Here is a 24,603-nt window from a genome sequence, read left to right on the forward strand (position 1 = left end):
GGGCTTCTCTGGTATAATGTCGGGAACCTCGCGGACGGAACCCCCCGAGGCATCACGATTGGCATCTTGCGCGGACAATGCGCAAGTTTGGTTGAGGGTGAAATGGCCAAGGACGACAGCGCGGCGCGCGGCGCAGCGGAGCTTCGGGCGGCGCGGGCCGAAAGCCGCTGGCTTTATTGGGCGGTCGCCATCTTCAGCTTCTTCGTGAACATGCTGATGCTCACGAGCCCGCTCTACATGATGAACGTGTACGACCGGGTGCTGGGCTCGCGATCCGTCGAGACCCTCATCGCGCTGTCGGTGCTGATGGCGTTCCTTTACGCCTGCATGGGCATCCTGGACTATGTCCGCGGTCGCGTGATGGGACGGATCGGGGCACGGTTCCAGTCCCGGCTCGACCGTCGGGTCTTCTCGGCGGCGCTGCGGGCTCCCACCCTGGCCCGCGCCCCGCGCGAGGCGCAGTCGGGGATGCGCGACCTCGAGGCGGTGCAGAAGGCCCTCACCTCGCCCGCGATGATGTCGATGTTCGACCTGCCCTTCGCGCCCATCTTCTTTGCCGGGATCTTCATCTTCCATCCCTGGCTGGGCTACCTGGCGCTGGGTGGGGCGGCGCTGCTGATCCTGCTTGCGCTGGCCAACCAGGCCGCGACCCGGCGTCCCCTGGAGATCGCGGCGCAGACGACCATGATCTCCGAAACCATGGGCCAGCAGGTCCGCCACGAGGGCGAGACGATCCAGTCCCTGGGCATGCGCGACGCCGCCTTCAACCGCTGGCAGCTCGCGCGGGGGCGCTCGCTCGAGACCTCGATCGCGGCGCAGGACGCGGGCGGCACCTTCTCGGCGGTGATCAAGGCCGTGCGGATGCTTCTGCAGTCGGCGATGCTGGGCCTCGGCGCGTTCCTGGTGCTCGAGGGCTGGGCCACCGGCGGGGTCATGATCGCCAGCTCGATCCTCCTGGGCCGTGCCCTGTCGCCCATCGAGACCATCGTGGGCCAATGGGCGATCATCCAGCGTGGCCGGGAAGGCTGGCGCAACCTGTCCGTCCTTCTGGGCGAGATCCCGGAAGAGCAGAAGCGCACCGCCCTGCCCCGCCCCAAGGGCCGGCTCGAGGTGGAGCAGGTCACGGTGATCCCCCCCGGGGAGCAGCAGGCCACCCTGCGGATGGTGTCCTTCCGGGTCGAGCCGGGGCAGGCCGTGGGCGTGATCGGAACCTCCGGCTCGGGCAAGTCCACGCTGGCGCGCGCGATCACCGGGACGTGGCGCGTGGCCGCAGGCAAGATCCGGCTGGATGGCGCGGCCCTGGACCAGTACGATGCGGACGTGCTGGGCAAGTACGTGGGCTACCTTCCGCAGCGGGTGGCGCTGTTCGACGGCACCATCAAGGAGAACATCGCCCGCCTGTCCTCGAACCCCGACGATGCCGAGGTGGTGCGCGCGGCCAGGGCCGCGGCGGCGCACGACATGATCCTTCGACTGCCCGACGGCTATGACACGCGGGTGACGGCGAACGGCGGTCGGCTGTCGGGCGGCCAGATCCAGCGGATCGGACTGGCGCGCGCGCTTTATGGCGACCCTGTCGTCGTGGTGCTCGACGAGCCCAACTCGAATCTCGACAACGACGGGTCGATGGCCCTGAACGCCGCGATCAAGTCGCTCAAGGAAAAGGGGGCGGCGATCCTGATCATGGCGCACCGTCCGGCCGCCATTCAGGAATGCGACATGCTGCTGATGATCGAGAACGGCGCACGGCGCGCCTTCGGCCCCAAGGAGGAGGTCCTGCGCGAAATGGTCGCCAACCATCGTCAGATCGCGGTCCAGGGCCAGACCGGAGGCGTGACGTGAGCGCCGTGTCGGATGTCCGCTGGTCGGCGCGCGCGCCCCTGACCACGGGGTTCCTTTGCCTTGCGCTGCTGGTCGGGGGGTTCGGGGCCTGGGGCGCCACCACCCACATCATGGGCGCCGTGATCGCCCATGGGCGCGTCGAGGTGGCGCAGAACCGCCAGGTCGTCCAGCATCCGGACGGCGGCGTGGTCGCCGAGATCCTGGTGAAGGAGGGCGACCGCGTCGAGCAGGGCGACCTGCTCATCCGGCTCGACGCCGACCAGCTTCATAGTGATCTTGCGGTCGTCGAGGGACAGCTCCTCGAGGTGCTGGCGCGGAAGGCACGCCTCGAGGCCGAGGAAGGCGACGCCACGAGCCTGAGCTTCGACCCGCTGCTGCGCGAGTCGACGAACCCCGTGGCCGCCGATCTCATGGCCGGGTCGGAGCGGCTGTTCCGGGCGCGGCTGGAAACGGCCGAGCGCGAGGCCGAGCAGCTGGCCCGTCAGCGGGACCAGATCTCGGACCAGATCGAGGGCATCAAGGCCCAGCAGAGCGCCATCACCACCCAGCTCGGCCTCATCGAGCGGGAACTGGCGGACCAGCAGTCCCTCTTGGACAGGGGGCTCGCGCAGGCCGCACGGGTGCTCGAGCTCGAGCGGGAGGAGGCGAACCTCCAGGGCCGGCAGGGCGAGCTGACCGCCGCCGTGGCCCAGGCGGAAGGACGGATCACGGAGATCGAGATCAACATCCTCCGCATCCAGTCGCAGCGCCGCGAGGAAGCCTCGTCGGCCCTGCGCGACCTGGGCTACAACCTGATCGAGCAGTCCGAAAAGCGGCAGGCGCTGCTGACGCGGCTGGACCGGCTCGACATCCGGGCGCCTGTGTCGGGGGTGATCTACGGGCTCACGGTCTTTGCGCCCCGGTCGGTGATCCGGCCGGCGGACCCGCTCCTTTACCTCGTGCCCCAGGACCGGCCGCTGGTGATCTCGGCGCAGGTGGAGCCCATCCACGTCGACGAGGTGCATGTCGGCCAGGAAGTGACGCTGCGGTTCTCGGCCTTCAACCAGCGGCAGACGCCCGAGCTCAAGGGGCGGATCATGTCGGTGTCCGCCGACGCCTTCCAGGACCAGACCTCGCGGGTGTCCTATTACCGCGCCGAGGTGGAGATCGAGGAAGGCGAAACCGCCAAGCTGCCCCAGGGCATGACCCTGATCCCCGGCATGCCGGTCGAGGCCTTCGTGCGGACGGGCGATCGGACGCCGCTGTCGTTCCTGACCAAGCCGCTCACCGACTACTTCGCCAAGGCCTTCCGCGAGACGTGATGGACGGTCCCCCCACCCCGGGCTAGCTTGCCCGCCGGACAGACGGGGAAAGATCATGAACGACATCGAGGAGCGGCTGCGCGGGATGGGCTTGGAACTGCCCGAGCCCGCCGCGCCGCTGGCCGCCTATGTGCCCTTCGTGCAGGCGGGGAACCTGCTTCATGTGTCGGGCCAGATCGCGCGCGACGGAAGCGGCGTGATCCGGGGCACGCTGGGCCAGGACATGGAGGCCGAGGCCGGAGCCCGCGCGGCCCAGGCCTGCGCGCTTCATCTGCTGGCTCAGGTCCGCGCCGCCTGCGGCGGTGACTGGGATCGGCTGCTGCGCGTGGTCAAGCTCACGGGGTTCGTCGCCTCGGTTCCCGGGTTCTTCGACCAGCCCAAGGTGGTGAACGGCGCATCCGAGCTCCTCGTCGCGGTGCTGGGCGACCGGGGACGGCACGCCCGGTCGGCGGTGGGCGTCACGGCGCTGCCACTGGGTGCGGCTGTCGAGGTCGAAGGGGTGTTCCTGCTGCGATGACCCTGCCCCCAGCCTTTCTCTCGCGCCCCATCGCACACCGGGCGTTGCACGACACCGCCGCCGGACGGCCCGAGAACAGCCGCTCCGCGATGCGGGCGGCCATTGCGCAGGGCTACGGCATCGAATGCGATCTCCAGCTGTCGGCCGACGGCGTGCCGATGGTCTTCCATGACGAGGCGCTGATGAGGCTGACCGGGCAGGACGGGCTGGTCGCGCAGAGGACGGCGGAGGAGCTGGGGCGCATCCCGCTCCGGCACGGCGACGAGGGCATCCCGACGCTGGCCGAGGCCCTGGAGCTGGTCGGGGGCCGGGTGCCCTTGCTGATCGAGCTCAAGGACCAGACCGGCGTGCTCGGACCGGGGGACGGGCGACTGGAGGAGGCCACGGCGGCGGCGTTGAGGGGCTATGAGGGGCCGGTGGCGCTAATGTCCTTCAACCCGCATTCGGTGATCGCCCTCCGGGAGATCGCCCCCGGGCTCCCACGCGGGCTCACCACTGAGGAGTACCAGCCCAAGGACTGGCCGGGCCTGCCCGGGGAGGTCTGTGCCCGCCTGCGCGGGATTCCCGACTATCAGGCGGCGGGCGCCTGCTTCATCAGCCATCACGCGCCGGACCTAGGCCGCGCGCGTGTCGGCGAGCTCAGGGCGGAGGGGGCGGCGGTGCTCTGCTGGACGATCCGGTCGGCCGAGGCGGAGCGGGAGGCGCGGCGGCTCGCGGACAACGTGACCTTCGAGGGTTACCTGGCGTGACGACGTTGGAGGTGAGCGTCCACGAGCGCATCGCGGAGATCGCACCCGAGGTCTGGGACGCCTGCGCCTGCCCCGAGGTGGCGGATGGCGGACGGCCGCGCGACCCCTTCACCACGCACCGGTTCCTCCAGGCGCTGGAGGACAGCCGCAGCGTCGGCGGCCGGTCGGGCTGGCAGCCGCGGCACCTTTCCGTGCAGCTGGACGGCGCGACAATTGCCGTGGCCCCCCTTTACGCCAAGAGCCACAGCCAGGGAGAGTACATCTTCGACTGGTCCTGGGCCAATGCCTGGGAACGGGCGGGCGGAAGCTACTATCCCAAGCTCCAGATCGCGGTGCCGTTCACGCCGGTGACCGGCCGGCGCTTCCTCTGCCGGCCCGGGCACGAGATGGCCGGGCGGTCGGCCATCCTGCAGGCGGCGGTCAAGATCGCGGCGGACAACGAGCTGTCCTCGGTCCACGTCACCTTCTGCACCGGGGAGGAGGCCGAGGCCGGCGAGGCCATGGGCCTTCTGCCGCGGGCCTCGCAGCAGTACCACTGGGAGGACAAAGGCTACGGCAGCTTCGACGGCTTCCTCGAGGCCCTGTCCTCGCGCAAGCGCAAGACCATCCGCAAGGAGCGGGCCGAGGCGCAGGGCTTCGGCGGCGAGATCGTCGCCCTGACGGGGGCCGGGATCGAACCGCGCCACTGGGACGCCATGTGGCGGTTCTACCAGGATACCGGCGCGCGGAAATGGGGCAGCCCCTATCTGACGCGCGCCTTCTTCGACCTTGCGGCCGAGCGGCTGGCGGACGACTGCCTCCTGTTCCTCGCGCTCCGGAACGGGCGGCCGGTGGCGGGCGCCTGGAACTTCTGGGGGCGCGACACGCTGTTCGGCCGCTACTGGGGCGCGACCGAGCACATCCCGATGATGCATTTCGAATTGTGCTACTATCAGGCCATCGACTGGGCGCTGGCGCACGGCCTGACCCGCGTGGAGGCCGGGGCGCAGGGCGAGCACAAGATCGCGCGCGGCTACCGCCCGGTGATGTGCCATTCGCTGCACTGGATCGGGGATGAGCGGTTCCGCGCCGCCATCGCGGATTTCCTGGACCGCGAACGCGAGGCCGTGGGAGAAGAGATCGAGGTGCTCACGGCCTTGGGTCCCTTCCGGCGCGAGGCCCATATCGAACAGGACTGATGCCATGGCGCTGACGCTCTACACCAACCCGATGTCCCGGGGCCGCATGGCCCGCTGGATGCTGGAGGAAGTGGGCGAACCCTACGAGGCCCGCATCCTCGACTATGGCCCGATGATGAAGGCGCCGGAGTACCGGGCCATCAACCCCATGGGGAAGGTTCCCGCGCTGGTCCACGACGGAATCGTGGTGACCGAGGTGCCGGCGATCCTGTCCTACCTGGCCGAAAGCTTTCCCCAGGCGGGGCTGATGCCCGAGGACCGGGCCGGCTTCTACCGCTGGATGTTCTTCGGGGCCGGTCCGCTGGAATATTCGGTGGCCAATGCGTCGATGGGCTTCGAGGTCCCCCGGGACCGGCGCGGCATGATGGGCTACGGATGCCTCGAGGATGTGGTCGCGACCCTGGCCGCCCATCTCGAGGGACGGAGCTACTTCTGCGGGGACCGCTTCTCGGTCGTGGACGTCTACGTGGGGTCCCAGATCGGGTTCGGGCTGCGCTTTGGCACGCTTCCGTCCGAGCCCGCGCTCGCAGCGTACTGGGAGGGGATCAAGGACAGGCCCGCCGCCGTCAAGGCGGCCGAGATCGACGATCGGCTGCTGGCGGAAAAGAAGGCCGAACATGCCTGACCTCCTCACCGCGGCGGAGCGGGAGGCGCTGCTGCCGCCTTTGGGCGAGACCGGCTGGGGCGCGGACCCGGCGACGGACTCGCTCAGGAAGATCTGGAAGTTCCGCAGCTTCTCGGAGGCATGGGCCTTCATGAGCCGGGTCGCGCTGCTTGCGGAAAAGCGCAACCACCATCCGGACTGGCGGAACGTCTACAACGTGGTGGACCTGCGGCTGACCACCCATGACGCGGGCGGGCTCACGCGGCTCGACACCGACATGGCGGTCGCGATCGACCGCTACGCCGGGGCCGCGGAGGTGCAGCGGGACCAGACGGAGGAGATCCGCTGCCTCTGCCAGGCGAGGCCCCGCTAGCCTCCCTCTCAGGCCATGGCGGCCAGCATTGCCTCGCCCGCCGTGGCCTCGCAGACGCCGGGGGCGGCTTCTTCGTTCCAGAGCTTCACCACGCCGTCCTCAATGAGCGCCGAGAACCGCTTGGCGCGGCGGTACAGCCCCACGGGCGGGGCCGTGAACAGCTGGTCCATGGCCTCGATCCACTCGCCCGAAGGATCCGCGAGCAGCGTGATCCCGGCCATGGTCGCGCCGGTCGCCTCCCCCCAGGCCTTCATGACCCAGGGGTCATTGACCGAGACCCCGACGATCTCGTCCACGCCGCGGGCGGTGAGCTTGGCCATGGCGCGCATGTAGCTGGGCACGTGGGCGGTGGAGCAAAGGCCCGTGAAGGCCCCCGGCACTCCGAAGAGCACCACGCGGCGTCCCGCAAAGAGGCGGCGGGTATCCACCGTTTCCGGTCCTTCGTTTCCCATCCGCATCAGAGTTCCCTCGGGCAGCCGCCCGCCCACCTCGATCGCCATGCCGAATTCCCCTTTTGCGATTGCGTGCGCAGCAAGGGACGATAGGGTGCCCGCCGTCAAGCGGGGAGGGCTGTGATGACCCATGTCGTGGTGGTGGGGGCCGGTCAGGCCGGACTGGCGCTCGTGGCGCGCCTGAGGGCGGATGGCTTCGAAGGCCAGATCACCCTGATCGGGGCCGAGCCGCATCCGCCCTACCAGCGCCCGCCCTTGTCCAAGGACTACCTCCTGGGCGAGCTGGAGCGCGAGCGGCTCTACCTGCGGCCCGAGAGCTTCTACGCCGAGCAGGGCATCGACCTGCGCCTGGGCGCGGAGGTGGCGGCCATCGACACCGGCCGGCAGGAGGTCAGCCTCGTGACCGGGGGCGTCGTCCCCTATGACGAGCTTGTGCTGACCACCGGCTCCGCGCCGCGCCGGCTGCCGGCGGCGATCGGCGGCGACCTGGACGGCGTGCTGACCATGCGCGACATCCGCGACGCCGACCGGCTCGCCCCCGAGCTGGTGGAAGGGCGGCGCGTCCTGGTCGTCGGCGGGGGTTATATCGGCCTGGAGGCGGCGGCGGTCTGCGCCAAGCGCGGGCTTTCGGTCACCCTGATCGAGATGGCACCGCGCATCCTGCAGCGGGTCGCCGCGCCCGAGACCTCGGACTACTTCCGCCGGCTCCACAGCGAGATGGGCGTGACCATCCGCGAAGGCGTCGGCCTGGACCGCCTCCTGGGCGAGGACGGGCATGTGCGCGGCGCGGCGCTGTCCACCGGGGAGGAAATCCCGGTCGACCTCGTGCTCGTGGGCGTGGGGATCGTGCCCAACGCCAAGCTGGCCGAAAGCGCCGGGATCGAGGTGGACAACGGCATCCGCACCGATGAGCTGGGGCGCACCTCGGTCCCGCATGTCTGGGCCGCGGGGGACTGCGCCTCCCTGCCCCATGGCGACGGGCGGATCCGCCTGGAAAGCGTGGGCAACGCCATCGACCAGGCCGAGGCGGTGGCCCGGAACATCATGGGCGCCAACGAGCCCTATGTGCCCCAGCCCTGGTTCTGGTCGGACCAGTACGACACCAAGCTGCAGATCGCCGGGCTCAACACCGGCTATGACCGGGTCTTCGTGCGGCAGGCCGGCGACGGCCCCGACGCGCCCCTCTCGCACTGGTATTACTGCGGCGAGAAGCTGGTCGCCGTGGATGCCATGAACGACAGCCGCGCCTACATGATCGGCAAGCGGCTCCTGGAGGCGGGCAAGTCGCCCCGGCCCGAGGTCGTGATCGACCCTGCGACGGATCTCAAGGCGCTCCTGAAGGCTTCGTGAGGCCGGGCGATTGCGGATCGTCGGCGGCATCAACCGGGGGCTCAGGCTCGCCGAGGTGGGCGGGGGCGACGCCGCGGCCCACCTGCGCCCCACGAGCGACCGTGTCCGCGAGGCGGTGTTCAACCTGCTTCTGGGCGGACGCTTCGGAGACCCCGTCGCGGGCGCCCGCGTGCTGGACCTGTTCGCCGGGACCGGGGCGCTGGCCCTGGAGGCACTGTCACGCGGCGCCGCCGAGGCGGTTCTGGTCGACGACGGCCGCGTGGCCGCCCGGCTGATCCGGGAGAACCTCCGCCTGGCCCGGCGCGAATCCCAGGCGCGGCTCCTGCCGGCGGACGCGGCCCGGCTGCCGGCCAACAGCGGAGAGCCCTTCTCCCTGGTCTTCCTGGATCCGCCCTACGGCAAGGGCCTTGGCCAGCAGGCTCTGGCGGCGGCAATGGCTGGGGACTGGATCGCCCCCGGCGCAATCGTGGTCTGGGAAGAGACGGCCCCGATGATGCCGCTGCCGGGGACCTCGCTGCTCGACCGCCGGAGCTATGGCGGCACGACCGTGACCCTGCTGCGCGCGGACCCTTAGGCCAAGGCGCGAAGTTGCCCGTCCACCTGCGCGGCCCAGTCGGCATCGGGGCTCCAACCCGCCAGTTCCGCCGCACGACGAAGACCACCGCCCAGGGCGGACAGCCGGGGCTCCTCTGGCGGACCCAGCTCTTCGCCCACCCCGGTGAGCAGGGTCCGGCTTCGGAAGGCGCTGCCTGCATGGCTCCACCGGAAGGGCTCTGACAAGCCTGCCTGCCGTGCGGCTGTCCGAGCCTGCCAGACAAGATCATCGGCGGCTTCGTTGAGGATGATCCGGGCTTCGACGAACCCCTCCTCGGCCAGGGCATCGACCTCCCTGGCAAGCCCGGCGATGGCCGCGCGCGCCGAACCGGGCTGGGCCATGAGCCAGGTGAGCGGCGCGAAAGCCCCCTGGGCGTGCTCCCCCAGCCGGGCGCTGAGCGCCTCGGCGAACCCCTCGCCCCGGGGCAGCCGGCCATCGAGGATGCGGGAGGCCACCAGCAGGGCTTCGCGGCCGATGGCGAAGGCCGATCCCTCGTCCCCGAACGCGTTGCCCCATCCACCCACCCGAGCCTGCCCCTGCGGACCACGCGCCACGGCCATGGAGCCGGTGCCGGAAAGGATCAGGACGCCGGAGTCCCCGCCGAAGGCCCCAAGATGCGCCAGGAACACGTCGTTCATGGCCTCGAAGGGCAGGCGGAGGAGGTCGTGCAGCAGGGCAAGAGCCGCCGCGTCATGGGCCGGCACCTCGCCATGGCCGGGAAGCCCGAGGACAGCGGCGGCCAACCCCCCGGGCACGGCAAGCGCCGAGGTCAGCACTTCGCGCAGGACCCCGTCCCAGCCGGGGCCGTCCTGCGGGTTGCAGCCCGCGCCCCGAGGCAGGATCGTGACCTCGCCGTGCTGGTTGGCAAGGGCGGCCGCCGTCTTGGTGCCCCCGCCGTCCATCGCGGCGACCCATTTCCCGTCGTCTGCCATCCCTGCTCCCGGCGCTTGGGCTGGGTCGGTCCGATACCGGCCCGTGCGCATTCCGAAGCTCGCGCGCGATCTCGGACCCGTGCGCCCCGTCAGCCCGCCTTGCCATCCTCCGGCCGGGCCTTGGGACGCTGGCGGGCCGCAGCGTCCAGTTCGACCGCCGTTTCCTTGGCGATGGCCAGCGGGGCGGACGACGTGGACAGGCGCTCCACCGGCACGAGGCTGGACGCATCCACCATCCGTGGGCGCGCCTCGGGCCGGATATGCGGCGGCTCGCCCCGCAGGAGGCGCGTGAACTCGACCGGACCGGCCTCGCCCGTCAGGCGGGCCCGGTAGATCGGGATCGATTCGGACACGCGCATGACGTAGGTCCGTGTCTCGGCAAAGGGGATGCTCTCGATCCAGTCCACCACGTCCACGTCGGCGTCCCGGATATCGCCGCGCTGCGACATCCATTGCCGAGGCCGGCCGGGGCCTGCGTTGTAACCCGCCGCGATCAGGACGGGAGAGGTGCCGAACATCTCCTCTAGGGTGGCGAGATAACGGGTCCCGAGCGCCGCATTGTACTTCCAGTCGGTCAGGCGCGCGCGCGAATAGCTCATGCCGAGCTGGCCCGCGACCTCGCGCGCCGTGGCCGGCATGAGTTGCATGAGGCCCTGCGCGCCCACTGGCGAGGCGACGCCGGCGTTGAACTCGGATTCCCGCCGGGCGATGGACAGGGCGAGGTCGGCCTCGACCGGCCAGTTGTCGCGGGCCATCGGGTGCAGCGGGAAATAGGCCACGGGCACCACGATGCCCCGTTCGGCCGCGGCCTTGCCGGCCAGCACCGCGAGGTAGGGCTCCTGCATCTCCTCGAGGAGGTTGCCAAGCTGGCCCACCCCGTTGCGGTCGAGCGTGCGGGCCAGTTGGAGCGTGAAGCGCAGCGCATCGTCCCGGTCGCCGGCCGACATCAGCAGCAGCATGGCCTGCGCCAGGTCGCCCGACATCGCGGGCGATCCGCGCCAGTCGCCGAAGTCCTCGCGTCCCGTCAGTCGGGGATCGAGCGACAGGCCCAGCTTCTCGGCGGCCAGCAGGCCGTAGAACGCGGTCTGGTTCTTGGCGGCGCGGTCGTAGGCCTCCCGGGCTTCGTCGGGGCGGGCCAGCACGTCCAGGGCCCGGCCCTGCCAGTAGGCGGAGCGGGAGCTGGAGATCGGCCCCGACACGGCCCGTTCGGAGGCGCGGAAATGCAGGAACGCGGTTTCGGGCCGGTCGAGGTAGCGCAGGGCCAGGTAGCCCGACAGCCACTCAAGATCGGCGTAGATGTCGCTGTGCTCGCTCAGCCGGTGGCGCGAGGCGATCTCGTAGGCCTCCTGCGGCTGTCCCTCGCGCATGAGCCAGCGGGCGATCTGCGCCCGCCAGGCGGCCCAGCGGAAGGGCTCGCCCAGGCTGTCGGCCGAGGCGGTCCGGCTGCGGAGGATGGCAAGGGCCTCCTCGTAGTCGCCCGCCTCGGCCAGATGGTTGTAACGGTCATAGGCCAGGCCAGGGTCGCCCCGCAGGCTGGCGGGAAGATCGGCCAGAAGGCTGTCGAGGTTGCCGCGCTGCCGGATCAGGGCGACGCGGGCGCGAACGAGCGCCCGACGCTCATCGGGAAGGAGCGCGAGCATCCGCTCGGCGTCGGAGGTGCGCCAGCGCCAGAGCATCGCGTCGGCCCGGGCCGCATGGAGCGGCGCGAGCCAGTCCGGAAAGGCCTCGAGCAGGATGGCTTGCCCCACCTCGTTGAGCGGCTGGGTCAGCCAGACCTTCTCGACGATGGCGCGGGCCTCGGCCTCGCGGCCCTTGGAGGTCAGGGCGCGGGCCAGGGCCCGGGTGCCGCGACCGGTCTCGGGCATGGCGTCGCCGAAATAGGCCAGCACCTCGTCCGGGGACGCGCCGGAGGGAATCGAGGTCTCGCCGTTCACCCGCAGGTCGTCGATGTCGGGCCAGTCGGGATGCGTCGTGATGAAGGTGGCGTATTCGTGGAACTCGCCCCCCGAGTCGCGCAGGGCCTGCCAGTCCAGGATCGTCTCGACGAGGGGTCCGCCCGCCTCGGCCGCGGCGAAGGCGCTCTCCCAGTCGCCGGACCGCGCTTCGTGCACCGCGTCGCGCAGGGCCGACACGGCGGTCGTTTCGGCCAGGGCCGCGCCCGCAGCCAGGGACACGGCCAGGACAGAGGCCGCGAGGCGGCGGACGGCCGTGGCCGAAAGGTCCGAGAATCGCATGAAGGCGCCAGATCCGGATGGAGGATTCAGGGAAAGTCCATCGCAGGGTCGCAGGCAGTTTGGCAACGGACAAGTCACTAACTTGGCAGTCGGCGGAAAAGCGTCTAGGGGTTCCCGCGCCGTGATGCCGGGGCAGCCCGCCCCACCTTGTCCGGTGAATCAACGGAAAGGACCGCCGAAATGTTCCAGGGCTCGCTTCCCGCCCTTGTCACACCGTTCCGCGACGGAAAGCTGGACCTGGATGCGCTGAAACGGCTGGTGGAATGGCAGATCGCGGAAGGATCGCACGGGCTCGTGCCCGTGGGCACCACCGGTGAGAGCCCCACCCTGAGCCATGAGGAACATGACTTCGTGGTCGAGACGGTGGTCCGGCTGGCGGCAGGCCGCGTCCCGGTGATCGCGGGCGCGGGCTCGAACAACACGATCGAGACGGTGCGCCTGGTCGAGGCCGCCAAGAGGGCGGGCGCGAACGCGGCGCTGGTCGTCACGCCCTATTACAACAAGCCCACGCAGGCCGGCATGATCGCCCATTTCTCGGCCGCCGCCGAAGTGGGCCTGCCCATCGTGATCTACAACATCCCCGGCCGATCGGTCGTGGACATGACGCCCGCGACGATGGGCGAACTGGCCAGGCACCCGATGATCGTCGGCGTCAAGGATGCGACCGGCGACCTGAGCCGCGTGCCCAAGACGCGCATCACCTGCGGCACGGAGTTCTGCCAGCTGTCCGGCGAGGATGCGACCGCCCTGGGCTTCAACGCCCACGGCGGGCGTGGCTGCATCAGCGTCACGGCCAACGTCGCCCCGCGCCTCTGCGCCGAGTTCCAGGAAGCGACCCTGCGCGGCGACTACGGGACGGCCCTGGAGTACCAGGACCGGCTCATGCCGCTGCACGAGGCCATCTTCATGGAGCCGGGCGTCGCCGGGGCGAAATACGCGCTATCCGTCCTGGGGCTCTGCTCCGAGGAGGTCCGCTCGCCGCTGCTGCCGCCGACCGACCGGGTCAAGGACGCGATCCGGGCGGCCATGCGCCACGCGGGCCTGATCAACTAGAACGGCGCGGGCGAGGTGATGCGCAGGCTCCGTCCCCCGTCGGGGTGGCGGACCTGGAGGCTTTCGGCGTGGAGCATCAACCGCTCGTAGTTCTCGCGTGCGGGGCCTTCGGCGTAGAAGGGATCGCCCAGGATCGGGTGGCCCAGCGCGGCCATGTGGACGCGCAGCTGGTGGGATCGCCCGGTCTCCGGGCTCAGCCGCACCCGGGTTTCGCCGTCGCCGCGCTTGAGAACCTTCCAATGGGTGACGGCGGGGCGACCGTCGGGGTGGATCATCTGCTTGGGCCGGTTGGGCCAGTCGACCATGATGGGACGGTCCACGGTCCCGGCCTTGTCGGTCATCTCGCCCCAAAGACGGGCGACATAGGCCTTCTTGGTGGTCCGCTCCTCGAACTGCCAGCCCAGGTGACGCTGTGCGAGAGGGGTCAGCGCGAAGACCATCACGCCCGACGTGTCGCGGTCAAGCCGATGAACAAGGAGCACGGTCGGGAACACCCTTCGCACCCTCTCGATCAGGCAGTCGGCCAGGTGCTCCCCTTTGCCGGGGACGGAAAGCAGGCCTGCAGGCTTGTCCACGAAGACCAGCTCGTGGTCGTCGTGAAGGATCTTGAGCGGGTCCTGGGGCGGGTTATAGGCGGCATCCATATGGCGCATCTGGCCGAGAGGGGCCCCGGTGGCAAGGGCGGTCGGGTTTCCCGAGGTCCGCCGTCAGGATGGCAGGTCAGTCCGGCCCGGCGCCAGGATAGGCCGAGGCACCCTCCGGCAGGTCGTAGTAATCCCCCTTGTCGGCCGTGAAGATGTGCAGGTCGGGCGCGCGGCCGGCGAGCTGGTCGAAAAGCCCGGCCTCGAGCGACAGGAGCCCGGAAGGGCCGTCGAAGGCGACCTTGGTGCCGCAGATGGGGCAGAAGCTCCGGACGGCGCCCCCGGGGCTCGTGAAGGTCGCGACCCTGCCCGCGATCCGGGCGACGCGATGGGGATCGTCGAAGCTGTGGGGCACATGGCCGGAGATCTTGCGGCATTGCGTGCAATGGCAGGCCGTGATCTCGCCCGGGGTCGGATCGAAGGTGACCGTCACCCCGCCGCAAAGGCACGAATCGTGCAGCGGCCCCGCCGGGGTCGGCGCCGGGTCGGGCACGTGGATGCCGGGGGGATCATGGAACCCCGTGGGCCCATCCACCGCGCCCAGGGCGAAGGCGATGCCTGGGCTGCCGTCGGCCTGCCAGAACAGGAACGCCCCGCAGACCGGGCAGAATCCCCGCCGGGCCGATTCGCTCGCGCGGAACCAGCGGACCTCGCCCTCGATCGACAGGTCGGCGGCGGGCAGGTTGGCCGAGGCCCAGAGCCCGCCCGACTGGCGGCGGCATTGGCCGCAATGGCAGATCGACGCATCGCCGGGCGCGGATCGCGTCTCGAACCGGACGGCGCCGCAATGACAGGCCCCTCTCACGCGAGTCGCCCGAAGGTGTCGGCCAGAATCGACCGGAGCGCCTGGACATCGGCCTCATCGAAGGCATCCGGCTGATCGCTGTCGATGTCGAACACGCCAAGGAGCCGCCCGGACCCATCCCACACGGGCAGGACGATCTCGCTTCGGGTGGAGGAGGAGCAGGCGATGTGCCCGGGAAAGGCCTCCACGTCGGGAACGAGCTGCACCTCTCCGGTGCGGGCGGCGGCTCCGCAGACTCCGCGATCGAAGGGAATCACCAGGCAGCCATGGCCGCCCTGGTAGGGCCCGATCTTCAAAAGGCGCGGCGCCACGAGGCGGTAGAATCCCGTCCAGTCGAAGCGGTCGTCGGCGTGATGCACCTCGCAGGCCAGCGTGGCCATCAGGGCGACCGCATCGTCCTCGCCTTCGGTCAGCGCGGCGATGCGTCGCCGCAGGTCGTCATAATCCGCGCGCATGGACTCCTCCGTCTTGGGAGCCGCATGACGCCCCGGCGCCGCGGCAAAGACAAGGGATCAGGAACGGCCGGCGCAGGGCGCCCTACCCTGCTCAGTTCATCTGCGCCTGAAGCTCGTAATGTCCGTCCTCGAACGGGCCGAAGAAATCCGGCAGGTCGGGATGATCCACCGGTTCGCCCGATGTGTCGGGCTCGAGGTTCTGCTCCGAGACATAGGCGAGGTAGGCCCCGTCCTCACGCTCCGCAAGGAGATGGTAGTAGGGCTGGTCGCGCCGCGGGCGGCTGCCCTCGGGGATGGCGTGATACCAGTCCTCGGTGTTCGAGAAGGTGGCATCGACGTCGAAGACGACGCCCCGGAACGGATGACTGCGATGACAGAGAACCTGGCCGATGGTGTATTTGGCGAACGTGGCCTGCATGGCTTTCCCCCTTGGTCTGGCTCGAATAAGGCCAACAGATGGCTCAAAAGTCCACAAATTTGCCTCAATCTCGCCCCTAAACAGTCGGTTTCCAGTAAATGGACAATTGGCGTGGAACCGCGGCCCGGTCGACATCCGGTCACGACCCCGTTCCCTGATCCGTCGGCTTGCGCTAGAATGGCCCCAACAACAGCGGGGACGACCCCGCGGTCGAGTCGAGGGACGTCGAGCAATGAGCAAGCAACTGCGCGCCTTGGCGCTTGTCCTACTCGTGGCCGCGTGCGGAGGCGAACGAGAGTATTCCGCACCGCGCGACCTGGACAACGCCTGCCGCATCCTGGACCAGCGTCCATCCTACCTGCGCGCCTTCCGGGCGACCGAACGGCGGTGGGGCGTGCCGGTGTCGGTGCAGATGGCCATCATCTACCAGGAATCCAAGTTCGTGGGGAACGCCCGCACCCCCCACCAATATGCGCTGGGCGTGATCCCGGTCGGCCGTCAGAGCTCGGCTTACGGCTACAGCCAGGCGCTCGACGGCACCTGGGCCGAATACCAGCGGGCGCGGGGGCGCGGCCGGCGGGACGACATCTTCGATGCGACCGACTTCATGGGCTGGTACATGGCCCAGACCACGGCCGAGCTGGGCATCCCGCTCAACGATACCACCAACCAGTATCTCGCCTATCACGAGGGGCGCACCGGCTACTCCAACCAGAGCTACCAGGACAAGGCCTGGCTCATGCGCGTGGCGCAGGACCTGGGGACCCGGGCGGCGATGTACGACGCGCAGCTCCATTCCTGCCGGCGCGCCTGACCCCCGGACCAAAGGCCGGTCCCCGTTCCCCTTTGGCCCGACGCGCGCCATAACGGCGGCATGACCGCCGCGATGACCAGCCCAGGCCTGCGCAATGGACTAAGCGCCCGCTGGGCGGGGCTGTCGCTGGCCACGCGCTTTGCCGCGGCGGCCGGCGTGGTCCTGGTCCTGGCGACCCTGGCCATCGGCGCCGTCGTGACGGCCCGCCTCGAAGAGGCGGTGGTCCGCAACTCGGCCAACGCGACGGCGCTCTACATGGACAGCGTCATCGCGCCGATCAGCCAGCAGCTGGCCGAATCCCCCGACCTGTCCCCCGGCGCCCGCCGCGCCCTCCATGAGATCTTCGCGAGCACGCCGCTCGGGGAGCGTGTGGTGTCCTTCAAGTTCTGGAGCGGCGACGGCACCGTCATCTGGGCCGAGAACGACGCCATCGTCGGCCGGACCTTTGGCCTGACCGACGACCTCCGCCGCGCCTGGGGCGGCGAGGTGGTGGCCTCCTTCGACGACCTGTCCGAGGAGGAAAGCTCGGCCGAGGCGGCCCTGGGGCTGCCGCTGCTGGAGATCTACTCGCCCATCCGCGAGGTCTGGTCGGGGCGGGTGATCGCGGTGGCCGAGTTCTACGAGGTCGCGCCCGAGTTGGCGGACGACCTGGCGGCGGCCCGGGCGGGGGCCTGGGGGGCGGTGGCGGCCACCACGCTGCTGCTGGGCTCGATCCTTTACGTCATCGTCCTGGGCGGCAGCCGCACGATCGAAGCGCAGCGTCGCGCGCTCGATCAAAGGCTCGAGGACCTGAGGGACCTGTCGGTCCGCAACCAGGAGCTTCGACTCCGGGTGCAGGCCGCCGCCGCGCGTGCGGCCGAACAGGCCGACCGGACCATGCGCGGAATCGGGGCGGACCTGCACGATGGTCCCGCGCAGCACCTGGCCTATGCCGCCCTGCGGCTGGACGCCCTGCGCGAACGGATGGGCCGGGAGGCCGAGGACGACCTGACCCGGATCTCCGGCGCGGTGAGCGAAGCCATGGCCGAGGTGCGCGCCCTGTCGCGGGGGCTCCAGCGGCCGGACATCGCGGACCAGCCGCTGGCTGCGATCGTCGAAGGCGCGGTGGAGGCGCACGAGACGCGGACCGGTCATGCCGTGGAGGTTCGGGTCACCGGGACGGAGCGGCCCGGCCTGCCCCCTGCGGTGAGGGTCTGCGTCTTTCGGTTCGTGCAGGAGGGACTGGGCAATGCGAGCCGCCATGCCGGCGGGACCGGGCTGGAGGTGGAGATGACCGCCTCGCCCACCAGGCTGGACCTGGCCGTGCGCGACCGCGGGCCGGGGTTGCCCGGCCAGTCCCGAAAAGGTGGGATGGGGCTTGCAGGCCTGCGCGACCGGGTGGAAAGCCTGGGCGGAACCTTCGTGGCCCGCACCCGCCCGGACAGCGGCACGGAGATCGCGATGACACTCGAGACCGGAGGACCGGCATGGACCTGATCCGCATCGTCGTGGCCGATGACCATCCGCTCTACCGTGAGGGCGTCACGCGCTCCCTGGCCGAATCGGGGCGCTTCTCGATCGTGGGCGAGGCGGCCTCCGGACCCGAGGCCGAGGCCCTGATCGCGCGCGAGCGGCCGGACGTGGCGCTGCTGGATATCTCCATGCCCGGCGGCGGGATCGAGACGCTGCGGCGGGTCATGGCGGCTGGACAACCGCCCAAGATCGCCATGCTCACGGTGTCCGAGGAGGACAGCGACGTGATGCAGGCGCTCAAGGCCGGGGCGCTCGGCTATATCCTCAAGGGCGTCGGCGCGCGCGAGCTGGTGGGGATCGTGGCGGATCTGGCGGAAGGACGGACCTACGTCGCCCCTTCGCTGGCGATGAAGGTCCTTGCCGCCATGAACGCCCCCCGCGCGCCGAAGGCCGCCACCCCGCTCGACGACCTGACCAAGCGCGAGGAGGACATCCTCCGCCGGGTGGCCGAGGGCAAGAGCAACAAGGAGGTCGCGCGGGAGCTCGACCTCCAGGAAAAGACCGTCAAGCACTACATGACGGCGATCCTCCAGAAGCTGCACGCCCGCAACCGGACCGAGGCGGCGCTGATCGCGCGCGAAGGCTGGCCCGAGCGCAAGTCCTAGCGGAGCGCGACCAGCCGGTCGAAGTCGGCGGCCGTGGCCAGACGACGAACCACCAGCCGCCGCTGGCGGTCGATGAGCTCGTAGCGGCCGTCGACGATCTGCTCGACCCAGCCGTCCGAGTAGCGGACCACGACATCCCGAGAGCTGGCCTGGGACGTCGTCCGGGACGCGCCGGATCCCTGCCCCGAACTGCGACCGGCCTCGCCCCGGCTGCCGCCCCTGCCGCCGGAGCCCTGGCCTTCACGGTCATCGTCGCCGCCGCCACGGTCGTCGTCGCGCCTGCTGTCCCCGTCCCGCTCCCCCGAGCTGTCGTGGTCGCCCCCACGCCCACGGCCACGACCTCGCCCCCGTTGGTCGCCACCGTCCTCGCCGTCGCGGGCCCAGGCGGCGCCAGGTGCCAGGAACCCACTCTCCCCCATCCCAAGACCCAGGGGTGACAGGCCTCCTGCCACGCCCCAGGCGAGAGCGGCCAAGATGCGGCGTCGGGTCGGAAACTGATCGAAGCTCATGTCGGCATGCCTTGGCAGCATCGGGCTTGGCTCAGACTAGCACCCGCATGGACGGGGCGCATGACGGACCAAAGTCCCCCGCGCGCCGGAGGACGGCAGGACCGACCAAGGTCCGGGACCTTCGCCGACGCAGGTCCTGCCATCGGAGGCCTGTTCGGCGGACCGGGGTCGGTGCCGGGACCGAGCGGATCGGAGGAAGGTGCAGCCATCGAACCAACCGATCGAAAGGATCACTTCGATGAAAACGCTCGTTCTTGGTGCTACCCTCGTCGCTCTGGTGATCGGGACCCTTCCCGCCTCGGCCGCCGTATTCGAGGCCGGGTCGCGGATCGCCGGAATGCAGGCCTTCGACGGTCCGGGCCACGGCGACAGCGTCGCGGAGCGCCGCGGCCGGGGCCGGGACGACCGGGGCGGCGACGACCGTCGCGGGGACCGGCGCGGCCGGGGCGCCGACGACGACCGCCGCGACGATTCCCGCAGCGGCGGACGGCATGGTGGACGGGCCCGCGTTCCGGGCGGTTCGGGCTGTGACGATGCCCATGACATCGCCGAACATCCCCAGTGCCGGGGCTGAGCGGGACCCGCTCCAGTCCCGTCCGCCTGAAATGAAAGGCCCCGGTCCTTGCGACCGGGGCTTTTGCGTCAGGGGCGCCCGGGGCTCACTGGCCCCAGGTCGACATCTCGGCCTGGATGTTGAAGGCGCGGTCGCCGATCTGCACGCCCATCTGCAGGTCGTTCAGGACCACGGTGGTCTGGCTGCCGCTGCCATCGGTGATCACCCACTGCCGCAACTCGGTGGGATTGGCCGTGAAGACCAGCTGGATCGACCCGTAGTCCGGATGCTGGGGATCCTGCGCCGTGACCGTGGTGGTGGTTCCGTCCGAACTGTGCCCCGTCACCATGCCCGCGCGCCCAAGGTCCACGTTGTCGGCAAGGATGATCGACAAGGGGGTCTCGCTCAGCGGAAAACGTTGCGGGCCTTCGTTGGACGCGGCGTCGAACACCGCGACCTGTCCCCCGCCCGCAAGAAAGAGCGACCGGTCCGGCGGGGCGTATTCAAAGCGGATGCGGCCCGGTCGCTTGATGTAGACCGAGCCGGTCGAGATGCTTCCGTCCGCATTGACCTGCGTGAACCCGCCCGCCGCGGTCCGGATCGAGTTGAGATAGTTCGAGATCTCCCCCAGCGAGAGCTCCTGGGCCGCAGCCGCCACGGGCGCAAGCGCGACAAGGGCGGCAATGGCAAGGCGGCGCATCATGTCGAGGTCCTTTCAAGGCACTTGGTCGTCGCGGTTCATATAGCGCCGTGCTGCCCGAAGCCCGAGCGACAAGCGATAACAACGGATCGAAAGGTGGTGACGTCAGCCGACGCTCGAACGCAAACGGCGCGCCGGGTGGGCGCGCCGTGCAGGACAGGACAGGATCGCGTCGCCTCAGTGCGGCTCGGGCACGAGGATCTCGCGCTTGCCGACGTGGTTCGCCGGGGTGACGACGCCCTGCTCCTCCATCTGCTCCACGAGGCGAGCGGCCTTGTTGTAGCCGATGGCCAGCTTGCGCTGGATGTAGCTGGTGGAGCACTTGCGGTCGCGCGCCACGATCTGCACCGCCATGTCGTAAAGGGCGTCCTCGGTCTCGTTGCCGGTGGGTGCGGCCGCGGCGCCGCCATCGCTTTCCTCCGCCGGCTCCTCGAGCACGGAGCCCACGTAGTCGGGCGGCCCGAAGGTCTTGAGGTAGGTCACGATCTCCTCGACCTCCTCGTCCGAGCAGAAGGGACCGTGGATGCGGGTGATGCGCCCGCCGCCCGCCATGTAGAGCATGTCGCCCTGCCCCAGGAGCTGCTCGGCCCCCTGTTCGCCTAGGATGGTGCGCGAATCGATCTTGGAGGTCACCTGGAAGGAGATCCGTGTCGGGAAGTTGGCCTTGATGGTGCCGGTGATGACGTCCACGGACGGGCGCTGCGTCGCCATGATCAGGTGGATGCCCGAAGCGCGCGCCATCTGCGCGAGGCGCTGGATGCAGGCCTCGATCTCCTTGCCCGCGACCATCATCAGGTCCGCCATCTCGTCCACGATGACCACGATGAAGGGCAGGATCTCGGGCATGAACTCCTCGGTCTCGAAGACCGGATCGCCCGTGTCGTCGTCAAAGCCGGTCTGGACGGTGCGCGAGAACATCTCGCCCCGTTCCAGCGCGTCGCGCACGCGGCCGTTGTAACCTTCGATGTTGCGGACGCCCATCTTGGACATCTTGCGGTAGCGCTCCTCCATCTCGCCCACAACCCATTTGAGGGCCACGACGGCCTTCTTGGGGTCGGTGACGACCGGCGACAGCAGATGCGGGATACCGTCGTAGACCGACAGCTCCAGCATCTTGGGGTCGATCATGATGAGCCGGCACTCCTCGGGGGTGAGCTTGTAAAGGAGCGACAGGATCATGGTGTTGATCGCGACCGACTTACCGGAGCCGGTGGTCCCCGCGATCAGAAGGTGGGGCATCTTGGCGAGGTTGGCCACGACCGGCTCGCCCCCGATGTCCTTGCCCAGCGCCAGCGGCAGCCGCGCCTGCGCGTCGTCGAACGCGTGGGAGGCCAGGATCTCGCGCAGGACGACCTTCTCGCGCCGGTCGTTGGGCAGCTCGATGCCGATCACGTTGCGGCCGGGCACCGTCGAGACGCGGGCCGACAGCGCCGACATGTTGCGGGCGATGTCGTCGGCAAGGCCGATCACGCGGCTGGCCTTGAGGCCCGGAGCGGGCTCCAGCTCGTACATGGTGACGACCGGTCCCGGGCGGACCGAGGTGATCTCGCCCTTGACGCCGAAGTCGTCGAGCACCTGCTCGAGCGAACGGGCGTTCTCGGACAGGGCCTCGTCCGGCAGGTGGTGGCGCTGCACCTCGGACGGGTCGGTCAGGAGATCGAGGGGCGGCGCAGCATAGGCGATGGCCGGCTGGGGCCGCGGCACGGGCCGGGGGGCAGGCGCAGCCACCCGGGGCGCCGGAGCCGGAATGGCCACGGGGGCCGGCCGGGCCACGACGGGTGCCGGGGCGGGGGAGATGAAGGCGTCCTCCTCGAGGAAGTCATCCTCGAACGCCTCGGGCTCGTCGATCACCACCGGGCTGGCCGGTGCAGGGGCTGCCATGCGGGGCGCGGGAGCCGGAGCCGGAGCCGGATCGGGCCTTTTCGGCATCGGGGGCTCGTCCTCACGAACCGGAGCCGCGGCTTCGGCCACGATGCGGCGGGGCGCCGGCGCGAGGTATTCCACCGGCTCGACGGGGTCGGCCGGGGGCGGAGCCTGCGTGCGGGCGCGGATCGCGTCGCCGATCCGGGCCTTGATCCGGTCGCCGTGGGTCTGATCCTCGGGCCCGGCGACGGGATCCGCCTCGCCCCGGGCGCGCCGCAGGAGGTTGCTGAGGAAGGCGGGCGCGAGCGACAGGGCCGAGGCCGCCGGGGCCGGGGCATGGTCCGGGGCCGGCATGGTCAGGAAGGCCGGGGCCGGCGGGATCGAAAGCTGGGCGGGGGTGGCCTCCTCCCAGATCGATTCGTCCTCCAGATCGTCGAATCCGGGCGCGGGCTCGGCCATGGCGCCGGCCTGCGAGGAGCCGAAGGGCGGCGGCATGATGAGCGTACGCGGCGTCGGGGTCGAGCCTGCGGGCTGGGTCCGCAGGATGGCCGCGCCGCGGGGGGTGCCCGGCATGAGCCGCTCTGTCGGCCCGGGCAGGAGCTGGGCCGCGCGCTCCTCCTCCTCGAGGCGCGCGCGCTCGGCGGCCGCGCGGGCGGCACGCTCGGCCATGGCGGTCCGGGTTCGGTGCAGGAAGGCCTCGTAAAGGTCGAGCCCATGAAGCAGGCCGCGGGCGCCGGTGCGCAGGGCCCAGGCGTAGCCCAGGACCGCCCCGAGCACGGCGCGGTGGCGGGCGATCCGGATCTCCTCCTTGGTGACGCCCAGCACGAACAGGCCGAGCGCAACGGCACCCGCCGTGACCAGAAGGGAGACGATCACGCTGCCCAGCGGCAGCACGGTCAGCAGGAAGCCCAGGGCGGTATCGCCGAAAAGCCCGCCCTGTCCGTAGCTCTGGGTCCAGCCGGCGCCCGACGGCAGGGTCGCGAAGGCCGCGGCCAGCGCAGCCACGAAGATCGGCGCGAAGACCGAGCGCGCCCGCTCCTCGGCACGGTGGGTAGCGAGGCGCGCGCCCCAGACCAGCAGAACCAGCGGGATGCCCCAGGACGCCCGGCCCACGATCATCATGAGGGGATGCGCGATGGAGGCCCCGAACCGCCCGAGCCAGTTGTGGGTCGGCGCATCCGAGGCCAGGAGCCAGTTCGGGTCGTCCGGCGAATAGCTGGCGAGCATCACCGTGGCGAGCAGCCCCAGGGCGATCAGGGTCAGCCCGAGAAGCTCCTTGCCGCGCTTTTCCAGAGCCGCCTGGGTCTCGCTGTCGAGAAGGGGCGCGCGATCGCGTGTCTGATAGGCCATGTCGCCTCCTCCTTAGGTGTAGAGCACGTCGCGGATCAGCCCGAGCCCGCGCCGCACGTCGTTGGCGCCGGCCACGAGGGCGACGCGGATGTAACCTTGGCCGGGATTTCCCTGCCCCGCATCCTTGGCGAGGTAGGCCCCAGGCAGCACGCGCACCCCGGCCGCCTGCCAGAGCTTCAGGGCCGCCGCCTCCCCGTCCTCGACCGGAAGCCAGAGGAAGAAGCCCGCCTGCGGCGGCGCATAGCCGGGCACATCGCCCAGCACCTCGTCGGCGATGCGGTACTTGTCCTGATAAAGCGCGCGGGACGCGGCCACATGGCCCTCATCCGACCAGGCGCGCTCGGCCACGCGCTGGAGCGGCAAAGGCAGCGGCGCGCCCGCGTAGGAGCGGAGCTGGCGCATCCGGGCGATGGCCTGCGGGCCGCCGGCGGCAAATCCGGAGCGCAGCCCGGCCAGGTTCGACCGCTTGGACAGCGAGTGGAAGGTCACAACGCGCTCGGCGTCGATCCCGAGGTCGCGGGCGACGGTCAGGACCCCCTCGGGCGGCGCATCGCGATACACCTCGGAGTAGCATTCGTCGGCCAGGACGAGGAAATCGTGCCGCTCGGCCAGGCGGAGGAGGCGGCTCCAGTAGTCCCGGTCGGCCACGGCCCCCTGGGGATTCGCGGGCGAGCAGATGTAGGCCATCGCCGTGCGGTCGAGGATCTCCTCGGGCAGGGCCTCGTAGTCGGGAAGGTGGCCCGTGGCCTGCGTGGCGGGGACGAAGACGGGCTCGGCCCCGACGGACAGGGCCGCCACCATGTAGACCTGATAGAAGGGGTTCGGGATGAGCACCACCGGGCGCTGGCCCTGCTTTGCCTCGGGGCAGAGGGCCATGGCGACGTTGTAGAGCCCTTCGCGCGTTCCATTGAGCGCGAGAAGCCGCTCGGTCCCGACCTCCACGTCGTAGCGGCGCCCCAGCCAGCCGGAGATGGCGGACAGAAGCTCGGGCGTGCCCTCGTTGGGGGGGTAGGAGGAGAAGCCGCCCAGGTTCGCGGCGATGACCTCGCCCACGAAGGGGGGCATGGGATGGGTCGGCTCGCCAATGGACATGGCAATGGGCTCGCCGCCGGGGGCGTGCGGGTCCAGGAGTTTCCGCAAACGCGGAAATGCATAGTCCGGTAGGTCCGAGAACCGCGCGGGAGCCGCCATCACTGCC

General features: G+C 70.4%; 25 protein-coding genes. 14 read left to right on the forward strand and 11 right to left on the reverse strand.

The genetic code is table 11. The annotated features are described in order from the left end of the window. Positions 1–102: 102 nt before the first annotated feature. Genes J3P31_RS14630 through J3P31_RS14660 form a run of 7 tightly spaced genes read left to right on the forward strand, consistent with a single transcriptional unit; the run spans position 103 to position 6,564 of the window. Positions 103–1,842 carry a type I secretion system permease/ATPase gene (locus tag J3P31_RS14630; protein ID WP_210529219.1) on the forward strand — a complete coding sequence of 580 codons (1,740 nt, stop codon included), beginning with the start codon at positions 103–105 and terminating at the stop codon, positions 1,840–1,842. Then, positions 1,839–3,143, forward strand: coding sequence for an HlyD family type I secretion periplasmic adaptor subunit (locus J3P31_RS14635; RefSeq protein WP_210529220.1), 1,305 nt, complete (start codon positions 1,839–1,841; stop codon positions 3,141–3,143). The genes J3P31_RS14630 and J3P31_RS14635 overlap by 4 nt, the downstream gene beginning before the upstream one ends. A gap of 55 nt (positions 3,144–3,198) precedes the next feature. Beyond that, the gene (locus J3P31_RS14640; RefSeq protein ID WP_210529221.1) at positions 3,199–3,660 is read left to right on the forward strand and encodes a RidA family protein; all 462 of its coding nucleotides are present in this window, start codon (positions 3,199–3,201) and stop codon (positions 3,658–3,660) included. Beyond that, positions 3,657–4,409, forward strand: a complete 753-nt coding sequence (locus tag J3P31_RS14645) for a glycerophosphodiester phosphodiesterase family protein (protein WP_210529222.1) — start codon at positions 3,657–3,659, stop codon at positions 4,407–4,409. The genes J3P31_RS14640 and J3P31_RS14645 overlap by 4 nt, the downstream gene beginning before the upstream one ends. After that, a complete protein-coding gene (locus J3P31_RS14650; RefSeq protein WP_210529223.1) occupies positions 4,406–5,587 on the forward strand; it encodes a GNAT family N-acetyltransferase in 1,182 nt (393 codons plus the stop codon). Before J3P31_RS14645 ends, J3P31_RS14650 begins: the two co-directional genes overlap by 4 nt. A 4-nt stretch (positions 5,588–5,591) precedes the next feature. Beyond that, entirely contained in the window at positions 5,592–6,212 is a 621-nt protein-coding gene (locus J3P31_RS14655) for a glutathione S-transferase family protein (protein WP_210529224.1), read from the forward strand. Beyond that, positions 6,205–6,564 carry a 4a-hydroxytetrahydrobiopterin dehydratase gene (locus J3P31_RS14660; protein WP_210529225.1) on the forward strand — a complete coding sequence of 120 codons (360 nt, stop codon included), beginning with the start codon at positions 6,205–6,207 and terminating at the stop codon, positions 6,562–6,564. The genes J3P31_RS14655 and J3P31_RS14660 overlap by 8 nt, the downstream gene beginning before the upstream one ends. Positions 6,565–6,572: 8 nt before the next feature. Here the strand turns inward: J3P31_RS14660 and J3P31_RS14665 are convergent, their stop codons facing one another. Beyond that, positions 6,573–7,064 carry a peroxiredoxin gene (locus J3P31_RS14665; RefSeq protein WP_210529226.1) on the reverse strand — a complete coding sequence of 164 codons (492 nt, stop codon included), beginning with the start codon at positions 7,062–7,064 and terminating at the stop codon, positions 6,573–6,575. 75 nt (positions 7,065–7,139) lie between these two features. On the opposite strand from J3P31_RS14665, the gene J3P31_RS14670 reads away from it, so the two are divergent. Beyond that, entirely contained in the window at positions 7,140–8,366 is a 1,227-nt protein-coding gene (locus tag J3P31_RS14670; protein WP_210529227.1) for an NAD(P)/FAD-dependent oxidoreductase, read from the forward strand. A 10-nt stretch (positions 8,367–8,376) separates the two neighbouring features. Then, entirely contained in the window at positions 8,377–8,940 is a 564-nt protein-coding gene (locus J3P31_RS14675) for an RsmD family RNA methyltransferase (protein ID WP_210529228.1), read from the forward strand. On the opposite strand, the gene J3P31_RS14680 is transcribed toward J3P31_RS14675, so the two are convergent. Together J3P31_RS14680 and J3P31_RS14685 are read right to left on the reverse strand one after the other, a co-directional pair. Beyond that, on the reverse strand, positions 8,937–9,893 hold the full coding sequence (locus J3P31_RS14680; protein ID WP_210529229.1) for an N-acetylglucosamine kinase: 957 nt from the start codon (positions 9,891–9,893) through the stop codon (positions 8,937–8,939). The two genes, J3P31_RS14675 and J3P31_RS14680, sit on opposite strands and share 4 nt — an antisense overlap. 89 nt (positions 9,894–9,982) lie before the next feature. After that, a complete protein-coding gene (locus J3P31_RS14685) occupies positions 9,983–12,127 on the reverse strand; it encodes a lytic transglycosylase domain-containing protein (RefSeq protein WP_210529230.1) in 2,145 nt (714 codons plus the stop codon). A gap of 180 nt (positions 12,128–12,307) precedes the next feature. On the opposite strand from J3P31_RS14685, the gene dapA reads away from it, so the two are divergent. Next, complete coding sequence (gene dapA, locus J3P31_RS14690; RefSeq protein ID WP_210529231.1) at positions 12,308–13,180, forward strand: 4-hydroxy-tetrahydrodipicolinate synthase; 873 nt, start codon at positions 12,308–12,310, stop codon at positions 13,178–13,180. Here the strand turns inward: dapA and J3P31_RS14695 are convergent. The 4 genes from J3P31_RS14695 to hspQ form a co-directional block, all read right to left on the reverse strand. Further along, positions 13,177–13,824 (reverse strand): RluA family pseudouridine synthase, encoded by a 648-nt coding sequence (locus J3P31_RS14695; RefSeq protein WP_210529232.1) that lies wholly within the window; start codon positions 13,822–13,824, stop codon positions 13,177–13,179. The two genes, dapA and J3P31_RS14695, sit on opposite strands and share 4 nt — an antisense overlap. A gap of 76 nt (positions 13,825–13,900) precedes the next feature. Continuing rightward, positions 13,901–14,626, reverse strand: coding sequence for a GFA family protein (locus J3P31_RS21875; protein WP_210529233.1), 726 nt, complete (start codon positions 14,624–14,626; stop codon positions 13,901–13,903). Further along, positions 14,623–15,081 (reverse strand): GAF domain-containing protein, encoded by a 459-nt coding sequence (locus J3P31_RS14705; protein WP_210529234.1) that lies wholly within the window; start codon positions 15,079–15,081, stop codon positions 14,623–14,625. Before J3P31_RS14705 ends, J3P31_RS21875 begins: the two co-directional genes overlap by 4 nt. Positions 15,082–15,172: 91 nt before the next feature. Beyond that, entirely contained in the window at positions 15,173–15,499 is a 327-nt protein-coding gene (gene hspQ, locus J3P31_RS14710; protein ID WP_210529235.1) for a heat shock protein HspQ, read from the reverse strand. A 232-nt stretch (positions 15,500–15,731) separates the two neighbouring features. Between hspQ and J3P31_RS14715 the strand changes: the two genes are divergently transcribed. The 3 genes from J3P31_RS14715 (at position 15,732) to J3P31_RS14725 (ending at position 18,430) form a co-directional block, all read left to right on the forward strand. Further along, positions 15,732–16,313, forward strand: coding sequence for a transglycosylase SLT domain-containing protein (locus tag J3P31_RS14715; RefSeq protein ID WP_210529236.1), 582 nt, complete (start codon positions 15,732–15,734; stop codon positions 16,311–16,313). 72 nt (positions 16,314–16,385) lie between these two features. Then, a complete protein-coding gene (locus tag J3P31_RS14720; protein ID WP_210529237.1) occupies positions 16,386–17,789 on the forward strand; it encodes a sensor histidine kinase in 1,404 nt (467 codons plus the stop codon). Further along, a complete protein-coding gene (locus J3P31_RS14725) occupies positions 17,780–18,430 on the forward strand; it encodes a response regulator (RefSeq protein WP_210529238.1) in 651 nt (216 codons plus the stop codon). Before J3P31_RS14720 ends, J3P31_RS14725 begins: the two co-directional genes overlap by 10 nt. On the opposite strand, the gene J3P31_RS14730 is transcribed toward J3P31_RS14725, so the two are convergent. Further along, positions 18,427–18,939, reverse strand: a complete 513-nt coding sequence (locus J3P31_RS14730) for a hypothetical protein (RefSeq protein ID WP_210529239.1) — start codon at positions 18,937–18,939, stop codon at positions 18,427–18,429. The genes J3P31_RS14725 and J3P31_RS14730 overlap by 4 nt on opposite strands. Before the next feature lie 238 nt (positions 18,940–19,177). Between J3P31_RS14730 and J3P31_RS14735 the strand changes: the two genes are divergently transcribed. Continuing rightward, positions 19,178–19,513 carry a hypothetical protein gene (locus J3P31_RS14735; protein WP_210529240.1) on the forward strand — a complete coding sequence of 112 codons (336 nt, stop codon included), beginning with the start codon at positions 19,178–19,180 and terminating at the stop codon, positions 19,511–19,513. A gap of 85 nt (positions 19,514–19,598) precedes the next feature. On the opposite strand, the gene J3P31_RS14740 is transcribed toward J3P31_RS14735, so the two are convergent. The 3 genes from J3P31_RS14740 to J3P31_RS14750 all read right to left on the reverse strand — a co-directional run bounded on the left by J3P31_RS14740 (position 19,599) and on the right by J3P31_RS14750 (position 24,596). Continuing rightward, positions 19,599–20,195 carry a LolA family protein gene (locus tag J3P31_RS14740; RefSeq protein ID WP_438270300.1) on the reverse strand — a complete coding sequence of 199 codons (597 nt, stop codon included), beginning with the start codon at positions 20,193–20,195 and terminating at the stop codon, positions 19,599–19,601. Positions 20,196–20,369: 174 nt separating this feature from the next. Beyond that, entirely contained in the window at positions 20,370–23,405 is a 3,036-nt protein-coding gene (locus J3P31_RS14745; RefSeq protein WP_210529241.1) for a DNA translocase FtsK, read from the reverse strand. Positions 23,406–23,417: 12 nt separating this feature from the next. Beyond that, positions 23,418–24,596, reverse strand: a complete 1,179-nt coding sequence (locus J3P31_RS14750) for an aminotransferase class I/II-fold pyridoxal phosphate-dependent enzyme (protein ID WP_210529242.1) — start codon at positions 24,594–24,596, stop codon at positions 23,418–23,420. Between the last annotated feature and the right edge of the window lie 7 nt (positions 24,597–24,603).

This window comes from Rubellimicrobium arenae, assembly GCF_017916275.1.
Lineage (GTDB): Bacteria > Pseudomonadota > Alphaproteobacteria > Rhodobacterales > Rhodobacteraceae > Rubellimicrobium > Rubellimicrobium arenae.

Coding starts and splice junctions, on each gene's coding strand:
- J3P31_RS14630 (WP_210529219.1), top strand. CDS start 103: ATGGCCAAGGACGACAGCGCGGCGCGCGGCGCAGCGGAGCTTCGGGCG.
- J3P31_RS14640 (WP_210529221.1), top strand. CDS start 3,199: ATGAACGACATCGAGGAGCGGCTGCGCGGGATGGGCTTGGAACTGCCC.
- J3P31_RS14645 (WP_210529222.1), top strand. CDS start 3,657: ATGACCCTGCCCCCAGCCTTTCTCTCGCGCCCCATCGCACACCGGGCG.
- J3P31_RS14655 (WP_210529224.1), top strand. CDS start 5,592: ATGGCGCTGACGCTCTACACCAACCCGATGTCCCGGGGCCGCATGGCC.
- J3P31_RS14660 (WP_210529225.1), top strand. CDS start 6,205: ATGCCTGACCTCCTCACCGCGGCGGAGCGGGAGGCGCTGCTGCCGCCT.
- J3P31_RS14665 (WP_210529226.1), bottom strand. CDS start 7,064: ATGGCGATCGAGGTGGGCGGGCGGCTGCCCGAGGGAACTCTGATGCGG.
- J3P31_RS14670 (WP_210529227.1), top strand. CDS start 7,140: ATGACCCATGTCGTGGTGGTGGGGGCCGGTCAGGCCGGACTGGCGCTC.
- J3P31_RS14680 (WP_210529229.1), bottom strand. CDS start 9,893: ATGGCAGACGACGGGAAATGGGTCGCCGCGATGGACGGCGGGGGCACC.
- J3P31_RS14685 (WP_210529230.1), bottom strand. CDS start 12,127: ATGCGATTCTCGGACCTTTCGGCCACGGCCGTCCGCCGCCTCGCGGCC.
- dapA (WP_210529231.1), top strand. CDS start 12,308: ATGTTCCAGGGCTCGCTTCCCGCCCTTGTCACACCGTTCCGCGACGGA.
- J3P31_RS14695 (WP_210529232.1), bottom strand. CDS start 13,824: ATGGATGCCGCCTATAACCCGCCCCAGGACCCGCTCAAGATCCTTCAC.
- J3P31_RS14705 (WP_210529234.1), bottom strand. CDS start 15,081: ATGCGCGCGGATTATGACGACCTGCGGCGACGCATCGCCGCGCTGACC.
- hspQ (WP_210529235.1), bottom strand. CDS start 15,499: ATGCAGGCCACGTTCGCCAAATACACCATCGGCCAGGTTCTCTGTCAT.
- J3P31_RS14715 (WP_210529236.1), top strand. CDS start 15,732: ATGAGCAAGCAACTGCGCGCCTTGGCGCTTGTCCTACTCGTGGCCGCG.
- J3P31_RS14720 (WP_210529237.1), top strand. CDS start 16,386: ATGACCAGCCCAGGCCTGCGCAATGGACTAAGCGCCCGCTGGGCGGGG.
- J3P31_RS14725 (WP_210529238.1), top strand. CDS start 17,780: ATGGACCTGATCCGCATCGTCGTGGCCGATGACCATCCGCTCTACCGT.
- J3P31_RS14730 (WP_210529239.1), bottom strand. CDS start 18,939: ATGAGCTTCGATCAGTTTCCGACCCGACGCCGCATCTTGGCCGCTCTC.
- J3P31_RS14735 (WP_210529240.1), top strand. CDS start 19,178: ATGAAAACGCTCGTTCTTGGTGCTACCCTCGTCGCTCTGGTGATCGGG.
- J3P31_RS14740 (WP_438270300.1), bottom strand. CDS start 20,195: ATGATGCGCCGCCTTGCCATTGCCGCCCTTGTCGCGCTTGCGCCCGTG.
- J3P31_RS14745 (WP_210529241.1), bottom strand. CDS start 23,405: ATGGCCTATCAGACACGCGATCGCGCGCCCCTTCTCGACAGCGAGACC.
- J3P31_RS14750 (WP_210529242.1), bottom strand. CDS start 24,596: ATGGCGGCTCCCGCGCGGTTCTCGGACCTACCGGACTATGCATTTCCG.